The organism is Rossellomorea sp. NPDC077527 (assembly GCF_044542955.1).
GTDB lineage: Bacteria > Bacillota > Bacilli > Bacillales > Bacillaceae_B > Rossellomorea > Rossellomorea aquimaris_E.
Genome location: NZ_JBITVL010000003.1, coordinates 1 through 16210 on the forward strand (window position 1 = coordinate 1; position 16210 = coordinate 16210).

The window sequence follows — 16210 nt, forward strand, 5'->3', positions numbered from 1 at the left end:
TCTTTCATCTTCTTTTTCTTTTGATTAGCTGTCATTGTAGAAGGCCTCATTTCTAAAGATCCGAAGGCATCTTCTCCAGCTCTTTCCCACTTTTTCACCCATCTACGAACCATAGTGGGATCAGGGATTTGAAATATGGCTGATGCCTTTCGAATGGAGCAATTCTTCTCCGAAATAAATTGAATTACCCTCAGTTTAAAGGCAGAAGGATAGTTTGTATAGGGAAAGGTAAATGCTTCATCCCCATGATGACGAACTAACATTACCCAGTAACGGAGAATGGAATCGTCTATGCCAACTTGATACGCTAGGTCTCGATAACTGACTAGTTCATTTAGATAACGTTTGGCAACGTAAAGTTTATGTTCCTGTGTAAACTTGGCCATTGGTGCGGGCACCTCCTATTGTTGATTGGGGTGTCCAACAATAGGGGTGCAGCTCAAAACCGCTTCCGGGGTCTCGGCACGCCCGTTTTCCGTAGGAGTCTTCGCAGTTTCCTTCACCCTCTAAAGTAGTAAGTAGTTGACAGAGCATAATGGTTTGTGACCATCAGTTTAAAAAAAGTAAAGGATTATTAAATAAAATCAGTCACTGCAACGAATGATAAAGCAGTGGTATACGCAATCTCCACATTTCCTTTGTGATAGTCAAAGTTTTCGTCAGTTGATTGGAGCGGAAGGTGCTCGACTCCTGCGGGAAACGCTGGACAGGACGAAAAGCGAAGGCGGCTTGGTCAGGCCCGACTCGCCTTATGACCTCGAGGGGCTAGCCGCCATAGCTGGATCTTGAGACCGCGCAGGCGCAGCCGAGGAGGCTCACCGCCAGCCCCGCGGAAAGCGAGCACCTGTAGCGGAAATCAACCGCCACTCGCTACATCCAAAAGCAACAATGTTTACGAAAACAGCTTTACAAATAAAAAGACCAACTCCTTAAAGAGTGTAAGGAGTTGATCTTTTACATTTAGAATTACTGAAGTAACGCTTTGATTCTTGATACAACATTATCTGAAGTGAAGCCATACTCTTCCATGACTTTCGCTCCAGGAGCAGATGCACCATAACCATTGATCGCTAAGATGTCACCTTCATCCCCAACATAACGATCCCAACCCATTGGAGATCCCATCTCAATTGCCAAGCGCTTTTTAACTGCTTTAGGCAAGATAGATTCTTTATATTCTTTTGATTGTTTTTCGAAACGGTCCCAAGAAGGCATACTCACAACAGATACACTGATGCCGTCTTTCTCAAGTGCATTTTGCGCGTCCACGGCAAGATGCACTTCAGATCCAGTCGCAATCAAGAGCGCATCAGGTTGGTCTTTACCAGAAGCTGAAACGACATATGCTCCTTTATTTACCCCATTGTATGCTTTATCTGCCGTACCTTTAAGAGTAGGCAGGTCCTGACGGGATAGAACTAACATCGTTGGCTGATCCTTAGATTCCAAGGATAACTTCCAAGCAGCTGCCACTTCATTACCATCACCAGGGCGAATGACAGAAAGGTTTGGCATAGCACGCAGGGATGCAAGTTGTTCTACAGGTTCATGTGTTGGACCGTCTTCCCCTACAGCGATGCTATCATGTGTAAATACATACGTCACAGGTAAGCCCATTAGAGCCGCTAAACGAATAGCTGGTCTTAAATAGTCACTGAATACGAAGAATGTACCTCCGAATACATGGAGGCCACCATGTAGGGCCATACCATTCATAGCACCACCCATACCGAATTCACGAACACCAAACCAGATATTACGGCCCTCATATGATTCAGGCATGAAGTCTTTTTCATCTTTGATCATCGTTTTGTTCGAACCTGCCAAGTCAGCAGAACCACCGATGAATGAAGGAAGATTTTTAGCAATTGCATTTAATACTTCTCCTGAAGAAGCCCGGCTCGCTAATGCCTTTCCTTCTTCATAGACAGGGATGTCCTTATCCCAGCCTTCAGGAAGCTCACCTTTGATTGCTGCCTCTAATTGAGCCGCTAGTTCAGGATGATCTTCTTTATATTTAATGAATTGATTAGCCCAATCCTGTTCTTTCGCAGATCCAGCTTGTTGTATTTTTTCCTCGAAGCGGCTGTAAACTTCATCAGGAACATGGAAATCCTGGTCGAACGTCCACTGGTATGCTTCTTTAGTCAGCTTCATTTCGTCTTCACCAAGAGGGGCACCGTGAACGGCTGATTTACCTGATTTGTTTGGAGCACCGTATCCTATGACTGTCTTCACTTCGATCATTGTTGGACGGGTAGTATCTCCTTGTGCTTCTTCGATGGCTTTCGAGATTTCTTCAAGGTCATTACCATCTTCAACACGGATGTATTGCCAACCATATGATTCAAAACGTCCTTTTACACTTTCAGAGAACGATTTATCAAGGTCTCCGTCAAGTGAAATATCGTTCGAATCGTATAAGACAACAAGACGTCCTAATTTAAGGTGAGCTGCAAGCGATGCCGCTTCAGAGGATACACCTTCCATCAAGTCACCATCTCCACAAATGGAGTATGTATAGTGATCGACCATGTTGTGCTGGTCTTTGTTATATGTAGTGGCCAGATGTCTTTCGGCTAATGCCATACCAACCGCCATTGCGATTCCTTGACCAAGCGGACCTGTCGTGGCTTCTACACCAGGTGTGTGCTTGTATTCAGGGTGTCCTGGAGTTTTACTTCCCCACTGACGGAAATTCTTAAGATCGTCCATTGACACATCATAACCTGATAAATGAAGCAGGCTATATAACAGCATCGAACCATGTCCTGCCGATAAAACGAAGCGGTCACGGTTGAACCAATCAGGGTTTTTAGGATTATGGTTCATGAATCTTGTCCAGAGTGCATACGCCATTGGAGCTGCTCCCATAGGCATCCCCGGGTGACCGGAATTTGCTTTTTCAATTGCATCGATTGATAATGTACGAATTGTATTAATTGCTAATTGATCTGTGTTATCAAACATAAGTCAGACATCCTTCCTTTTAATGTACCTTATTAATATTAATCTTCTTTGGTAGTTTATACAACTATCTTGAATGATAACATGACTTTATCATCCATGAAAATAAAAAACCTTTGAACATGCCTATTTACGGGTTTATCCAATCGCTGCTGATCTCTGCCAGACGTAGTCAATCAGTGTGTGCTTGATCGTGAATAAATATCATTCATATATCCCCACCCTTTAACACACATGTAAAAAGCTGCCAGATCTCTTACAAAGAGACCTGACAGCCATTCAAATCAGTGCATTTTTTTCTTGGTTTGTATATCCTGAATCTTTTTCGGTGTTACTTCATTACCTTCCGGATCAAAGATTCTCGTATTTTCAATCGTGCCTTTCATCGATTGACGGAACGTTTCAAGGTATTCTTTCCTCAATTTAGTCTGTTCTTTAGCTTCTTGTTCTGTAAGTCCTTTTTCTTTGGACTTTTTGGCAAGTTCGTTGATTCGGTTCATTTTTGTTTTTGAAAGCATCTATAAAAACTCCTTTATTGCATAGTCAGCTAGTTCCAACAGTTGTATATTATACTACCGTCATGTTACTAGATTAAAGGAGATAAAACAAGAGTTAAGCATCTTCAAGCGAGGCCATATATTCCTTGAATCGTCTATGTACCGTTGCCTTTGAGACATCGTAGCCGAACCCCCTTAGGGTAGCTGCGATCTCAGCAAATGTCAATTCATTTTTCCTTAACCTTATAATTTCCTCGACAGGCACTTCAATGCGTTCCCTTCCATCCTGATTGCCTTTGTTTTTTAAATTTTTATGTGGTTTAAAGCCATTTCTAACAGCCCTTTGCATACCCCTTTTGATTTTCAGGTTATGAAGCTTCCTTTGATATTCCTCCACCATACTGACGATGTTTATGACCATTGAGTCGGATTCAGATAAGTGAAGTTCACCACTATGAGTCTGGCTGACAATCTTCACTTCTTCTTTTAATAAGCAGTGTATAAGGGCAATCTTCGCATTACCCCTTCCGATCCTTGTCTCGTCCTGTATGAACACAGCTTCGATCGATTGGTCTTTCACCATGTCCAAGAGTTCCAATACACCTGGACGGTCCAACTCGAATCCGCTCGCTTGGTCCTTTATGATCGCTTCGATTTCATACTGATGATCTAATGCCAATTTGACCAGTTCTTCCTCTTGACGTTCCAAGGAAGTTTCCTGCGTATTTTTCTTCGTACTTACCCTGCAGTATATTACCGCCTTCATCTTCTATCCCTCTATTCTTCATTCATGACAAGTTCATAATCTGATTGGGTGGATATGGTTGGATTTTCTATCGGCAACACAAGTGATTCTCCGGGTTTGATAGAAAAGGAGGTTAAGTCGTTTTCCTCTCCCACCCAGGCGATAAATTCTTCCACTGTCATAGAATAGTCTTCATTATACTGTTTTGCAATGGTCCAAAGAGTGTCACCATTCTTGACCGTGATACTTTGGTAGGATGGTTGGTTTGTGATATTGATTAATAAATAGACAGCGGATAAAAGAGCTAAAACAAATAATATGATTATATAAGAGAATCGAGACCAAATATGTGTTAACATATAAATTACCTCCATGCGAATGTTTGTTCTGTTTTCGATATATTCATTGTAATACGAACATCCGTTTGGTGTCAACACAAATTCGAACTTATGTTTGTATCTATTGGAAAGACATGCTATAATGGGAACATAAGATCTATAATAGAGGTGCGTGAACATGACAAAATTGTCTAAAAGACAGCAAGACATACTCCAATATATTAAAGTTTCAGTTAGAGAAAAAGGTTATCCGCCTTCCGTACGTGAAATCGGGGAAGCCGTCGGTCTTGCTTCTAGTTCCACCGTACACGGACATTTAGCCAGGCTTGAGAGCAAAGGTCTGATACGTCGCGATCCAACCAAACCAAGAGCAATTGAAATTCTGGATCTTGAAGAGGATACCATTCCTCGACAAAGAGTTGTCAATGTCCCATTAATCGGTAAGGTAACAGCCGGTCAGCCCATTACAGCAGTCGAAAACGTGGAAGAATTCTTCCCCCTCCCCGAACGGATGGCCCCTTCGGATGAACAGGTCTTCATGCTGGAAATCATGGGGGATAGTATGATAGAGGCCGGAATCCTCGACGGGGACTTTGTCATCGTACGCCAGCAGCAAACAGCCAATAATGGCGACATTGTCGTTGCCATGACAGATGAAGATGAGGCAACAGTCAAACGTTTCTTTAAAGAAAGGGACTATGTTCGACTACAGCCCGAAAATTCAACCATGGAGCCTATTATATTGAGAAATGTTTCGATTTTGGGTAAAGTGGTCGGAGTTTATCGTCAAGTGCATTAATAATCATCCCGCTACGAATTGTGCGTAGCGGGATTTTTGTTTTTTGTTAACATTTATATAGGGAATACATCTGCCAAAGGATTGAATAGGAAGTGTGGAGCATGTTCGCAGCTGCTTTATACTCAAGATCAGTATCAGGGAGTTAAGGTGTTTTATTGGTTTAACAAAGAACTAAGAGGTTGAAAATGAGACGTAGAAAGACTGGCTTCACGATGGAAAAAGTGTATAAAAACCAAAAAAACCTCGACACACAAGATGTCGAGGTTTTTTACTTCTATTAATACATTTGGATGTATTGCTCGCGCTCCCAAGGATGTACTTGTGTACGGAACATATCCCATTCGATTTCTTTTGCTTCTACGAAATGTTCGAAGATGTGTTCTCCTAGTGATTTCACGATGACTTCATTTGTCTTAAGGTTTTCAAGAGCTGCATATAATGTTGCTGGAAGATCTACGATACCTGCTTCCTCACGCTCTTTTTTGTCCATGACATAGATGTTACGGTCAATCGGTTTAGGAGCTTGCAGGTTATTCTTAACCCCATCCAATCCTGCTGCTAATAAGACAGCCATTGCAAGGTAAGGGTTTGCCGCAGGATCGACACTGCGCACTTCTACACGAGTACTCAATCCACGTGATGCAGGAATACGGATTAACGGGCTACGGTTACGTGCAGACCACGCAACATAACATGGCGCTTCATATCCTGGTACTAGTCGCTTGTATGAGTTTACAGTCGGGTTTGTGATCGCTGTAAAGTCAGTAGCATGCTTAATGATACCAGCAAGGAATTGGCGTGCTGTATCACTTAGTTGTAAGTCACCTTTTTCATCAAAGAAAGAGTTTACACCGTTTTTGAATAAGGACATATTACAGTGCATACCAGAACCATTGACACCAAATAATGGCTTCGGCATGAATGTTGCGTGTAAACCATGTTTACGTGCAATCGTTTTAACCACCAATTTAAATGTTTGAATATCGTCACAAGCTTTTAATGCATTCGCATATTTGAAATCGATCTCATGCTGACCAGGAGCTACCTCATGGTGAGATGCTTCGATTTCAAAGCCCATCTCTTCAAGTTCCAATGCGATGTCACGACGGCAGTTCTCCCCAAGATCGGTAGGAGCTAAGTCAAAGTATCCGCCGTTGTCGTTCAGTTCAAGAGTTGGTTCGCCATTTACATCTAATTTAAAGAGGAAGAATTCCGGCTCAGGTCCAAGATTGAAGTCAGTAAACCCTAGCTCTTCCATCTCACCTAAGATACGTCTTAGATTATTACGAGGATCTCCCTCAAATGGAGTGCCATCAGGATTGTAAATATCACAGATTAGTCGGGCTACTTTACCTTTTTCGGCTGTCCATGGGAATACTAACCATGTGTCTAAATCAGGGAAAAGGTACATATCTGATTCTTCAATACGAACGAACCCTTCGATTGAAGACCCATCAAACATCATCTTGTTATCCAATGCTTTTTCAAGCTGACTTAAAGGGATTTCTACATTCTTTATCGTCCCTAAAATATCAGTGAATTGTAGTCGAATGAATTTAACCCCTTCTTCATTCGCTAATCTTAACACATCTTCTCGAGTATACTTTGCCATTTACGTAATTCCTCCTCAAGTTTAATTAAAGGTTTATTTAATGAAAAAAGCGTGACATATCACCTTGACGAAGACTTGATCGATTGAAACGACCGGAATGCATCAGTTCATTTCGTAGCAATTTACGAAGTTCGTCGTCAGATAGATCCTGTCGTGCCTTTTCTTCCTTTTCATCACTTACGTCAGATACTACTTTCTTTTCATTATGACTGGAAACAGAAAAGATTTTCTTGATACCGGCCATGTTGATACCTTGATCTAACAAATCCTTTACTTCTAATAACTTATCAATGTCATTCAAGGAAAAGAGCCTGCGATTCCCCTCGGTTCTTGCCGGGTTAATCAATTGGTGCTCTTCATAGTATCGAATCTGACGAGCTGTTAAGTCCGTGAGCTGCATGACAATACTAATTGGAAACAATGCCATCGTTCGACGAATTTCACTTTCGCTCATCTTGATTCCTCCTTTTGTTTTCCTTCTTGAGTATATTATATGTAACGTCAGGAGTTCTGTCAATGAAATGTTAGATTTTCTTACATGAGAAACCAAAAGAAAAGGATAGTCAGAATTAGACTATCCAATTACTACTTTATTATCCTTTTCAAATAGTGATTAAACCTTTTTCGATCAAATTGTCTACTGCTGAACATACAGCAATTTTGACATGAGAATATGTCAATCCACCTTGGACATACGCTACATACGGTGGTCTAATTGGTCCATCAGCTGATAATTCGATGCTTGATCCTTGTATAAATGTTCCAGCGGCCATAATGACATCATCCTCATAACCGGGCATATAGTTTGGTAATGGAGTGAAATGTGAATTAATCGGGGACGCAAACTGAATCGCCTGACAAAATGCGATCATTTTTTCTCTATCGTCAAATTGCACCGATTGTATCAAATCAGTACGAGTAGCATATGGAGATGGATTCGTATTCATCCCGATTTCTGTTAACAGAGCCGATGTAAAGACTGCCCCCTTCAGTGATTGAGCGACTACGTGAGGTGCCAAAAAGAACCCTTGATACATTTCCTGCAGGCTGTATAGGGAAGCACCGGCTTCAGCTCCAATCCCTGGAGATGTCATTCGATAAGAACAGGCTTCTACGAATTCTTTCTTACCTACGATATAGCCACCAGTCTTAGCAAGTCCTCCACCCGGATTTTTTATAAGGGATCCCGCCATCAGATCCGCCCCGACATGACAAGGTTCCTGTTCTTCTACGAATTCTCCGTAGCAGTTATCGACAAATACAACGATTTCAGGATTGATCTCTTTAATGAAGGTTATCATTTCTTTTATTTCTTCTATTGTAAAGGAAGGTCGGTTTGCATACCCTTTCGAACGTTGAATTCCCACCATTTTCGTTCGTGATGATATTCTTCTTGAAACCTCTTCAAAATCGACCTTTCCTTCCATATCTAAATCAACACTTTGATAGCCAATTTGAAAGTCCTTAAGGGAACCCGTCGATTCACCCCGTTCACCGACAATTTCCTCCAATGTATCATATGGCTTTCCTGTGATGTAAAGAAGTTCATCACCTGGTCGAAGTACTCCGAATAAGGCAATGGAAATGGCATGAGTCCCGGAAATGATTTGTGGCCTTACAAGACCTGCCTCTCCCCCAAATACATCCGCGTAGATACTTTCCAACGTGTCTCTCCCTGCATCATCGTAACCATAACCTGTTGAAGGTATAAAATGCGAATCACTGACCCGGTGTTTCTGAAATGATCGCAAAACCTTAAATTGGTTACTTTCAGCACGTCCATCGATTTGCTTGTGGATTTCTTGTATGTTTTGTTCCACTTTTGTTACAAGTGGTTTTAAAGTCATTTCATTTACTAATTGTTCAAACATAAGATTTTTGTATCCCTTCTACCTTTGATATTTCTTGATGCTCCCTGCGACAGGGTGGTCTTCCAGGTAAAACCCGGTTAGTTCATAAACTGTTCTTTCTTCCAGAAAATCTAATTTCGTTAAGATAGTATCATTCTTTAGCTGAGAAAGGAGCTTTCCTTCATCTGCAGGAATGAACACATGATACTGAATCATATGTTTTTTCACGATTCCCTCTATTTTCATTAACAGTTTTCCTCGGTCTTCCTCGTTCAAGGCACTGATCTGGATAGTGTCCGATTCCCCGGAAGGAACAAAATCCGGAACCATGGCATCCATTTTGTTATAGACAGTAAGTTGTGGCAACCCTTCCATATTCAACTCGGTCAACAACGATTGTACCGTCTTCTCATGCTGGATGTAATCCGGATTGGAACTGTCTACGATATGAAGAAGAAGGTCAGCCTCCTTCACCTCTTCAAGGGTCGATCGAAATGCAGCAACCAAAGTGGTCGGTAAATCTTGAATAAAACCTACAGTATCCGTTAGTAACGTCTGATAACCACTGGGTAAAGGCATTTTTCTTGTCATTGGATCCAAGGTAGCGAATAATTGATTTTCTTCGTAGGATTCCGCCATTGAAATCCGATTGAATAAGGTGGATTTTCCAGCGTTTGTATAACCGACCAGGGCTATTTGAAAAGCTTTGTTCCGTTTTCTTCTTTCTCGGTACCTTTCTCTATGATCCACTATGATTTGTAAGTGCTTCTTAATCTCGTCGATTCGTCGATGAATATGGCGCCGATCGCTTTCCAGTTTGGTCTCACCTGGTCCCCTCGTGCCTATCCCTCCGCCTAATCTTGAAAGGGATGCGCCTTGCCCGATCAGTCTCGGAAGCAAATATTGAAGTTGAGCAAGCTCTACCTGTAATTTCCCTTCCCTGGAACGGGCACGTCCGGCAAAGATGTCCAATATCAGCTGGGTACGGTCGATCACCTTTGCGTTTACCTCTTTTGATAAATTTCTGATCTGACTGGGAGATAGTTCATCATTAAAGATGATAATATCAGGTTCAAACTGTTCTTCGAGAAGAATCAGCTCCTCCACTTTCCCTTTTCCAATATATGTACTCGGGTGAACCCGGTCACGCTTTTGAGTTATCACATTCACAACCTGACCTTGTGCGGTTTCGGTCAGCTCTTCAAGCTCAGTCAAACTATATTGAAAACGCAGGTCGTCTTCTTCGAGCTGACAGCCAACCAGTATGACTTTTTCTTTCCGTTCTTTCTTCAATCATCATCCTTCTTTCTTCATTTTTGATTCTATTTCTCATCATACCAAATCCATCTCGTAAACTCTATGTAAAAAGCAATGAAAAATGGTTGCAAAAACGCGCATTCGTGTTAAAATCAGTATGTTTGATTACGACAATAAACACACTTTCAAGATTCTACATAATGGCATGTAGCATATTGTAATAAGGTGAGAGGGGGATGTGTATGACATGGGAAGTATTGAGCATCATAGGTACCATTGCTTTTGCTATTTCAGGAGCTATCATTGCCATGGAAGAGGAATATGATATTCTAGGTGTATATATATTAGGGATTGTCACTGCATTTGGTGGAGGAGCCATTCGGAATTTACTGATCGGTGTACCAGTTTCGGCTTTGTGGGAGCAGGGCATGCTATTTCAGATTGCCCTCCTTTCCATTACAGCGGTTTTTTTATTCCCCAACAATCTTTTAAAGCATTGGAGAAGATGGGGAAATTTCTTTGATGCTATCGGGCTATCAGCTTTTGCTATCCAAGGGGCATTATATGCTTCTGAAATGAATCATCCTATCAGTGCGATTATCGTAGCAGCCGTTTTAACTGGTAGTGGCGGGGGAATCATTCGCGATCTTCTAGCCGGCCGGAAACCTTTAGTCCTGCGATCTGAAATTTACGCGGTGTGGGCAGTCCTTTGCGGAGCTACCATAGGACTTGACATTGTTCATACTGCCTTAGAACTGTATTCGCTATTCATCATTACGACGGCTTTACGCGTTCTTTCCTATTTATATAAGTGGAGGCTGCCGAATCGAAGCTTACGGGCCCATGTATAAAAAACAATGCATTCACATCTGAATGCATTGTTTTTTTATTGTTCTTATCATGACTCTGTTGTACTTTTCGTAAACACCAGGTCGTTACTGCGAATGGTTAACAGATCGTGTCGATCAAAACAATTCTCCAATAATAGTCTCATTGCCTGAGCTCTTATCGACTTTTCAAGGATGTTCCTCACATAACGGCCATTGGAAAATGCCATTGGAGATAATGTATTTTTAGCTGCATTCAAATGATCGCGAATCTTTCTTTCTGCATCATGACTCAATAAGTACTGTTTCTCATCCAACATCCTTTTACCGATTTCCATAAGTTGATCAACAGAATAGTCAGGAAAATGAAACACTAGTGGAAATCGTGATTGAAGACCAGGATTCAATGTAAGAAAGTGTTCCATCTCTCTGGAATACCCTGCCAGGATCAAGATGAAATCATGCTGCTTATCTTCCATATGTTTCACAAGCGTGTCGATTGCCTCTTTTCCAAAATCCTTTTCCCCGCCTCTTCCAAGTGAATAAGCTTCATCGATGAATAGGATGCCCCCCAAAGCCTTCTTCACCAAGTCCCTTGTTTTTTGTGCCGTATGACCTATATATTCCCCAACCAGGTCAGCCCTCTCAGCCTCGATCAAATGGCCTTTCGAGAGCACATTCATCTTCAGGAACAGCTTTCCTATTATTCTTGCAACGGTGGTTTTCCCTGTTCCCGGATTGCCTTTAAACATCATATGAAGAGCTTGTTTTCCAGCCTTCAGCCCCATAGCTTCCCTTTTTTTATTAACATATATCCAAGCATAAATTTCCTTCACCATCTTCTTCATCTCTTCCATACCAACAAGAGATCCAAGTTCTTCTTCAATTTCTTTTAATGCTACGTGCTCTTGAGGAATGGATTGAGGGATTGACTCTAATGTTTCACGGACTGAACTCCTTTTCTGAGAATTTAGCACAATGCTGATTTGACCGTTATTTTTCATTCTCATTGGTTGATCCAACTAATTCACCTCGCCATTCTAAGGACAAAATACGCTTATAGGGTGTAAGGGTGATACGCATCTGCTACTTCATCTATTTTTTTCGACAAATAAAAAGAATCCTGTCTATTCCTGCGCTTTCCCGAGAAATAAATAGAATTACGTTGTTCATGCAATGATTCGTTTATACCCTCCGTTTATTGCTTAACAAGTTTCATCAGTTAATAGCCCCTTCATATAGATTACAGGGTGCATTTTCTTGTCAAGGGAGGCATTTGATCATATCAAAAAAAGCCTCTCTTATCATCCTATTCACTTACAAATCATTTCATTAATTAATCTTTCGATAATCAAGCCAAAATAAAAAGCTGCCACAAAGGGCAGCTTTTACTATGAACCTTAATTCGTTTGTTCTTCGAAATTTATTTGAACATTTCGCTGTGGTGCGAATGTTGAGATGGCATGTTTGTATACCAGTTGTTGCTTACCTTCTGTTTCAAACAGGACGGTAAAATTATCAAACCCCTTTACCTGGCCTCTAATCTGAAAGCCATTTAAAAGGAATACTGTTACGAGTGAACCGTCTTTTCGCAATTGATTAAGGAATTGATCTTGGATATTAATGGATTGTTTCATGGTTAGTCCTCCTCTTCTATCTCTACATTTACTTATTCGACTTTAATTGAAGCTTTCCTGCAATAAATTCTGAAATATCATCAATAATTTTGGAGTGTTGACTTCCTTCCGTCATATCATACCAGGTAACAGCCATTTTATTTCTGAACCAAGTAAGTTGGCGTTTGGCATACCTTCTGGAGTTTTGCTTAAGGGTTTCAATTGCCTGATCCAGACCGATCTTACCGTCGAAGTAGTCATAAAGTTCTTTATACCCTATCGCCTGTACCGACTGAACGTCCTTTACACCTTCATCATAGAGTCCTTTCACTTCATCTAAAAGGCCAAGATTCATCATGACATCTACCCGTAAATTGATTCGTTTATATAAAATATCCCTGTCCATAGTTAGACCAACCAACGCCACATCATACTGCAGTTCATGTGATTGACCTTCCTGGTACTCACTCATGGTCTTTCCTGTACAATGAAATATTTCCAATGCGCGGATCACACGGCGTATATTGTTGGGGTGGATATTTTTCGCAGAGATAGGATCGACTTTTTCAAGCTGCTGATGGAGCCAAACGGATCCACGTTTATCTCCCTGAGCTTCCAACTCCGCCCGATACTCTTCATCGCCAGGCGTTTCTGTGAAATGGTAGTCATATAGGACCGCTTGAATGTATAGGCCAGTTCCTCCAACAATCAGAGGAATTTTCCCCCGTGAATGAATCTCGGATATCTTCTTTCTGACGAGCTGTTGAAACTCTGCTACAGAAAAAGGCTCATCAGGATCTTTTATGTCAAGCAAGTGATGGGGGATGCCCTCCATCTCATCTGTCGTTATTTTGGCAGTGCCTATATCCATTTTTCTATAGATTTGCATGGAGTCCCCACTTATAATTTCTCCATCAAACCTTTTTGCAAGCTCAATGCTCGTATTGGTTTTCCCTACAGCAGTTGGACCAATAAGAACAATCACTTTCTCTTTTTCCATTCTAGTCATATGTTCACTGCTTTCTATGTAAATGCTCTTTTACATATTATCGTACCATAATAATAGAGGCGATGAAATCACATCTTGTCAGTATTTCCTTTTCCAGTACGTTTTATTCAAACCAACTTTCTTCTTTGAAATGATTGTACCCCATTCTGAAAATGCTAAAACGTCATTTTAGCATCCGTTCCAGTTAAAACAGCTTGAAGGAGTATCTCTTCAAGCTGTTCATGTTTATTCCGGTTTCAATATCAATTGATCCCTACCTGAACTTTCAAGGGAGGTTTTATGATAATCTCCATTTACCCAGGCGTCAATTTGATCTTGATACCACTCACTTTTGTAGTGACCTGCCTGGCCTGGACCAACGATATGATAGCCACTGGACATATCTGACGTATCGATCACGAATCTCCAGGAGGCACCGTGATTGACAATCCCTTCATCATTATAACTGGCAGCTTCCACTGTCACCCTGCTCCCTCCTACAGGTACGGGCTCTTTATCATTCAAGAACCTCTTTAGGATTGGAGAAGCACTTGATAATGGGTGTTCGAAGTACACTTTATGATACATTCCCCATTCCCAATCGTTCATTGATGATCCATATGCCACCTCAAGCTCCTTCACTGCTTTTGACAGGGATGAAGCCAGAAATCTTTCATAGCCCCCACGATCTACAAACCACTGGGACTCTTCCCCGGCGTGAGCTCTGCGTAAGAGTTCATCGACTACACTTTGGCGACCTTCGAACATTTTCATCATTTCCTCAGGTACTTCGTTTTGAAAAAGTCCCGTAGATATTTCGTTCATCCACTGATGAAATATAAGGGGTGCCGCTGAATCTTTGTCATCTACATAATTCCACGAATGTAATATTTCTAGAGCATTTCTTTGTTCAGCTGTTAACGAAGCTTTCTCTAAATCCACAGTCATGATAGGAACAAATTCCCTGGCATGTAAATTCGTTTGATCCATTTGAAGTTTTTCCATATCAGAAAGAGTCAGTGTATCTTTTTCTTTCAAGTATTCTGAGATCCTCATATAGCGATACGGCTGTGCCCAATGATGACTGATATGGTATGGATAGTCGTCCGTCACGACTTTATTGTTCGCTGTAGCCACAAAGCCTGCTTCCGGGTTTATCACTTTCGGGAGTTCATCAAATGGGATGTAGCCCTGCCATTCATAATCGGGATCCCAGCCAGGAACAGGAAGAAGTCCATCCCCTTTTTTCCTGATCGGTATTTTACCATTCGCCTTGTATGCTATCGTCCCATCCTTAGAGGCAAATACGAAATTTTGTGTGGGCACATGAAAGTCTTTTAATGCTTCTTCAAATTCTGTCCAATTCTTCGCCTTGTTGATATTAATAATGGCAGAGAGTTCGAGACTCGGATCTAAGGCTGTCCAGCGCATCGAGAGCACCTTTTCGCTTTCATTTTGATGAGCAAACTCAGAAATGACCGGCCCATGCCTCGTGATGGTCACTTTATAAGGGATGGTCTCGCTGTCTTTTACTTTGATCGGTTCATCCACGATGGTCGCTTTTTCCCATTTTCCATCATACAAAAACTGTTCGGGATTTTCTGTATTTCTTTTTTCTACGTACAAGTCCTGTACATCAGGACCTGTGTTTGTGACACCCCATGCAATTTGTTCATTATGACCAAGGATGATTCCGGGTATTCCTGCAAATATCACCCCGCTCACATTTACATCCTGTGATTCAAGATGCATCTGATACCATATGGAAGGAGTCCCTAATGAAAGATGGGGATCGTCTGCTAGTAAAGGCTTACCACTCTCCGTTTTGTCCCCGCCGACCACCCAGTTATTGCTTCCATTAAATTCAGGGGGGATGACGGCTGATGCGAATGATTGCTTCAGATCGATGTTTCCTTCCCCACTATCTGAGAGGATAACAGGTGCTTCTTCCGGATAAGAAGGAAAAAGATCATATGCCTTGTCTTTTGGGAGATTCTCAAGAGCCCAGTACCGGAATGCCTGCCCCTGCCAATGACCACCTAAATCAAATGCCATATATTTACCTATCGTTAATGAATCGATCGGTGTCCATTTTTCAGGCTTGTATCCTAAGAGTGTAAATTCAAAAGGTAGTCTGCCTTCGTCTTTCGCTTCTTCTATAAATGCATTGACCCCATCAGCGTACCATTCCAGAAGCTGCTTCGATTCATTAGGATAAGCGGTAAAGGAAACCTCCGCTGCCCTCCTCAAACCAAATGTACGAAAGAATTTATCACGATCTACCGCTTTCTCTCCAACTACTTCGCTCAATCGTCCAGATGCCTGGCGACGACTTAGATCCATTTGGAATAATCGGTCCTGTGCTTGTACATACCCCTGAGCCATATAAAGGTCTTTTTCATCTTTAGCCTGAATATGAGGCACCCCTTCATCATCTCTCATAACGATTACATCATTTGATAATCCTTTCATTGAAATGGTACCTGTCGTAACCGGGAGTGATCTGTCAATGTAATAATTTACGAAGATCAAAAGTCCTAGCAGGATAAATAATATGGCTCCCGCCGTATACAATGTCAATTTCAGACGCTTATTCTTTTTCTGCCTTTGAAGCTCAATACCTCCATTCATTTCTAATCCCCCTGTAATATATAGAATTTTCCGAAAATGATGCTATATTTAATATTAGCCTTTTTGAAGGGTAATTCCTTCTC

15 protein-coding genes are annotated in these 16210 nt (G+C 41.5%); 2 read left to right on the plus strand and 13 right to left on the minus strand.

Annotation, left to right across the window (positions count from 1 at the left end; genetic code table 11):
- The 5 genes from ACIGG7_RS10000 to yneA form a co-directional block, all read right to left on the minus strand.
- The coding region (locus tag ACIGG7_RS10000; protein WP_397549689.1) for a helix-turn-helix domain-containing protein at positions 1 to 386 on the minus strand (386 nt) is incomplete at its 3' end.
- A 580-nt stretch (positions 387 to 966) separates the two neighbouring features.
- On the minus strand, positions 967 to 2970 hold the full coding sequence (gene tkt, locus ACIGG7_RS10005) for a transketolase (protein WP_397549690.1): 2004 nt from the start codon (positions 2968 to 2970) through the stop codon (positions 967 to 969).
- Between the two features lie 281 nt (positions 2971 to 3251).
- Positions 3252 to 3485, minus strand: coding sequence for a DUF896 domain-containing protein (locus ACIGG7_RS10010; protein WP_224941009.1), 234 nt, complete (start codon positions 3483 to 3485; stop codon positions 3252 to 3254).
- Between the two features lie 94 nt (positions 3486 to 3579).
- Positions 3580 to 4230 carry a YneB family resolvase-like protein gene (locus tag ACIGG7_RS10015; protein WP_397549691.1) on the minus strand — a complete coding sequence of 217 codons (651 nt, stop codon included), beginning with the start codon at positions 4228 to 4230 and terminating at the stop codon, positions 3580 to 3582.
- An 11-nt stretch (positions 4231 to 4241) separates the two neighbouring features.
- Positions 4242 to 4568 carry a cell division suppressor protein YneA gene (gene yneA / locus ACIGG7_RS10020; protein ID WP_224941011.1) on the minus strand — a complete coding sequence of 109 codons (327 nt, stop codon included), beginning with the start codon at positions 4566 to 4568 and terminating at the stop codon, positions 4242 to 4244.
- Positions 4569 to 4725: 157 nt separating this feature from the next.
- On the opposite strand from yneA, the gene lexA reads away from it, so the two are divergent.
- Complete coding sequence (gene lexA / locus ACIGG7_RS10025) at positions 4726 to 5346, plus strand: transcriptional repressor LexA (RefSeq protein ID WP_224941012.1); 621 nt, start codon at positions 4726 to 4728, stop codon at positions 5344 to 5346.
- 277 nt (positions 5347 to 5623) lie between these two features.
- On the opposite strand, the gene glnA is transcribed toward lexA, so the two are convergent.
- The 4 genes from glnA to hflX all read right to left on the minus strand — a co-directional run bounded on the left by glnA (position 5624) and on the right by hflX (position 10101).
- Positions 5624 to 6958 (minus strand): type I glutamate--ammonia ligase, encoded by a 1335-nt coding sequence (gene glnA / locus ACIGG7_RS10030; RefSeq protein ID WP_397549692.1) that lies wholly within the window; start codon positions 6956 to 6958, stop codon positions 5624 to 5626.
- Positions 6959 to 6995: 37 nt separating this feature from the next.
- A complete protein-coding gene (locus ACIGG7_RS10035; RefSeq protein ID WP_224941014.1) occupies positions 6996 to 7412 on the minus strand; it encodes a MerR family transcriptional regulator in 417 nt (138 codons plus the stop codon).
- 148 nt (positions 7413 to 7560) lie between these two features.
- Positions 7561 to 8829 carry a methionine gamma-lyase family protein gene (locus ACIGG7_RS10040; RefSeq protein ID WP_397549693.1) on the minus strand — a complete coding sequence of 423 codons (1269 nt, stop codon included), beginning with the start codon at positions 8827 to 8829 and terminating at the stop codon, positions 7561 to 7563.
- An 18-nt stretch (positions 8830 to 8847) separates the two neighbouring features.
- Entirely contained in the window at positions 8848 to 10101 is a 1254-nt protein-coding gene (gene hflX / locus ACIGG7_RS10045) for a GTPase HflX (RefSeq protein ID WP_397549694.1), read from the minus strand.
- Between the two features lie 206 nt (positions 10102 to 10307).
- On the opposite strand from hflX, the gene ACIGG7_RS10050 reads away from it, so the two are divergent.
- Entirely contained in the window at positions 10308 to 10916 is a 609-nt protein-coding gene (locus tag ACIGG7_RS10050; protein WP_397549695.1) for a trimeric intracellular cation channel family protein, read from the plus strand.
- A 47-nt stretch (positions 10917 to 10963) separates the two neighbouring features.
- On the opposite strand, the gene spoVK is transcribed toward ACIGG7_RS10050, so the two are convergent.
- The 4 genes from spoVK to ACIGG7_RS10070 all read right to left on the minus strand — a co-directional run bounded on the left by spoVK (position 10964) and on the right by ACIGG7_RS10070 (position 16127).
- Positions 10964 to 11914 (minus strand): stage V sporulation protein K, encoded by a 951-nt coding sequence (gene spoVK / locus ACIGG7_RS10055; protein ID WP_224941018.1) that lies wholly within the window; start codon positions 11912 to 11914, stop codon positions 10964 to 10966.
- A 378-nt stretch (positions 11915 to 12292) separates the two neighbouring features.
- Positions 12293 to 12529, minus strand: coding sequence for an RNA chaperone Hfq (gene hfq / locus ACIGG7_RS10060; RefSeq protein WP_206850853.1), 237 nt, complete (start codon positions 12527 to 12529; stop codon positions 12293 to 12295).
- A gap of 28 nt (positions 12530 to 12557) precedes the next feature.
- Positions 12558 to 13517 (minus strand): tRNA (adenosine(37)-N6)-dimethylallyltransferase MiaA, encoded by a 960-nt coding sequence (gene miaA / locus ACIGG7_RS10065; RefSeq protein ID WP_397549696.1) that lies wholly within the window; start codon positions 13515 to 13517, stop codon positions 12558 to 12560.
- Between the two features lie 225 nt (positions 13518 to 13742).
- Positions 13743 to 16127 carry a penicillin acylase family protein gene (locus ACIGG7_RS10070; protein ID WP_397549697.1) on the minus strand — a complete coding sequence of 795 codons (2385 nt, stop codon included), beginning with the start codon at positions 16125 to 16127 and terminating at the stop codon, positions 13743 to 13745.
- Positions 16128 to 16210 lie beyond the last annotated feature (83 nt).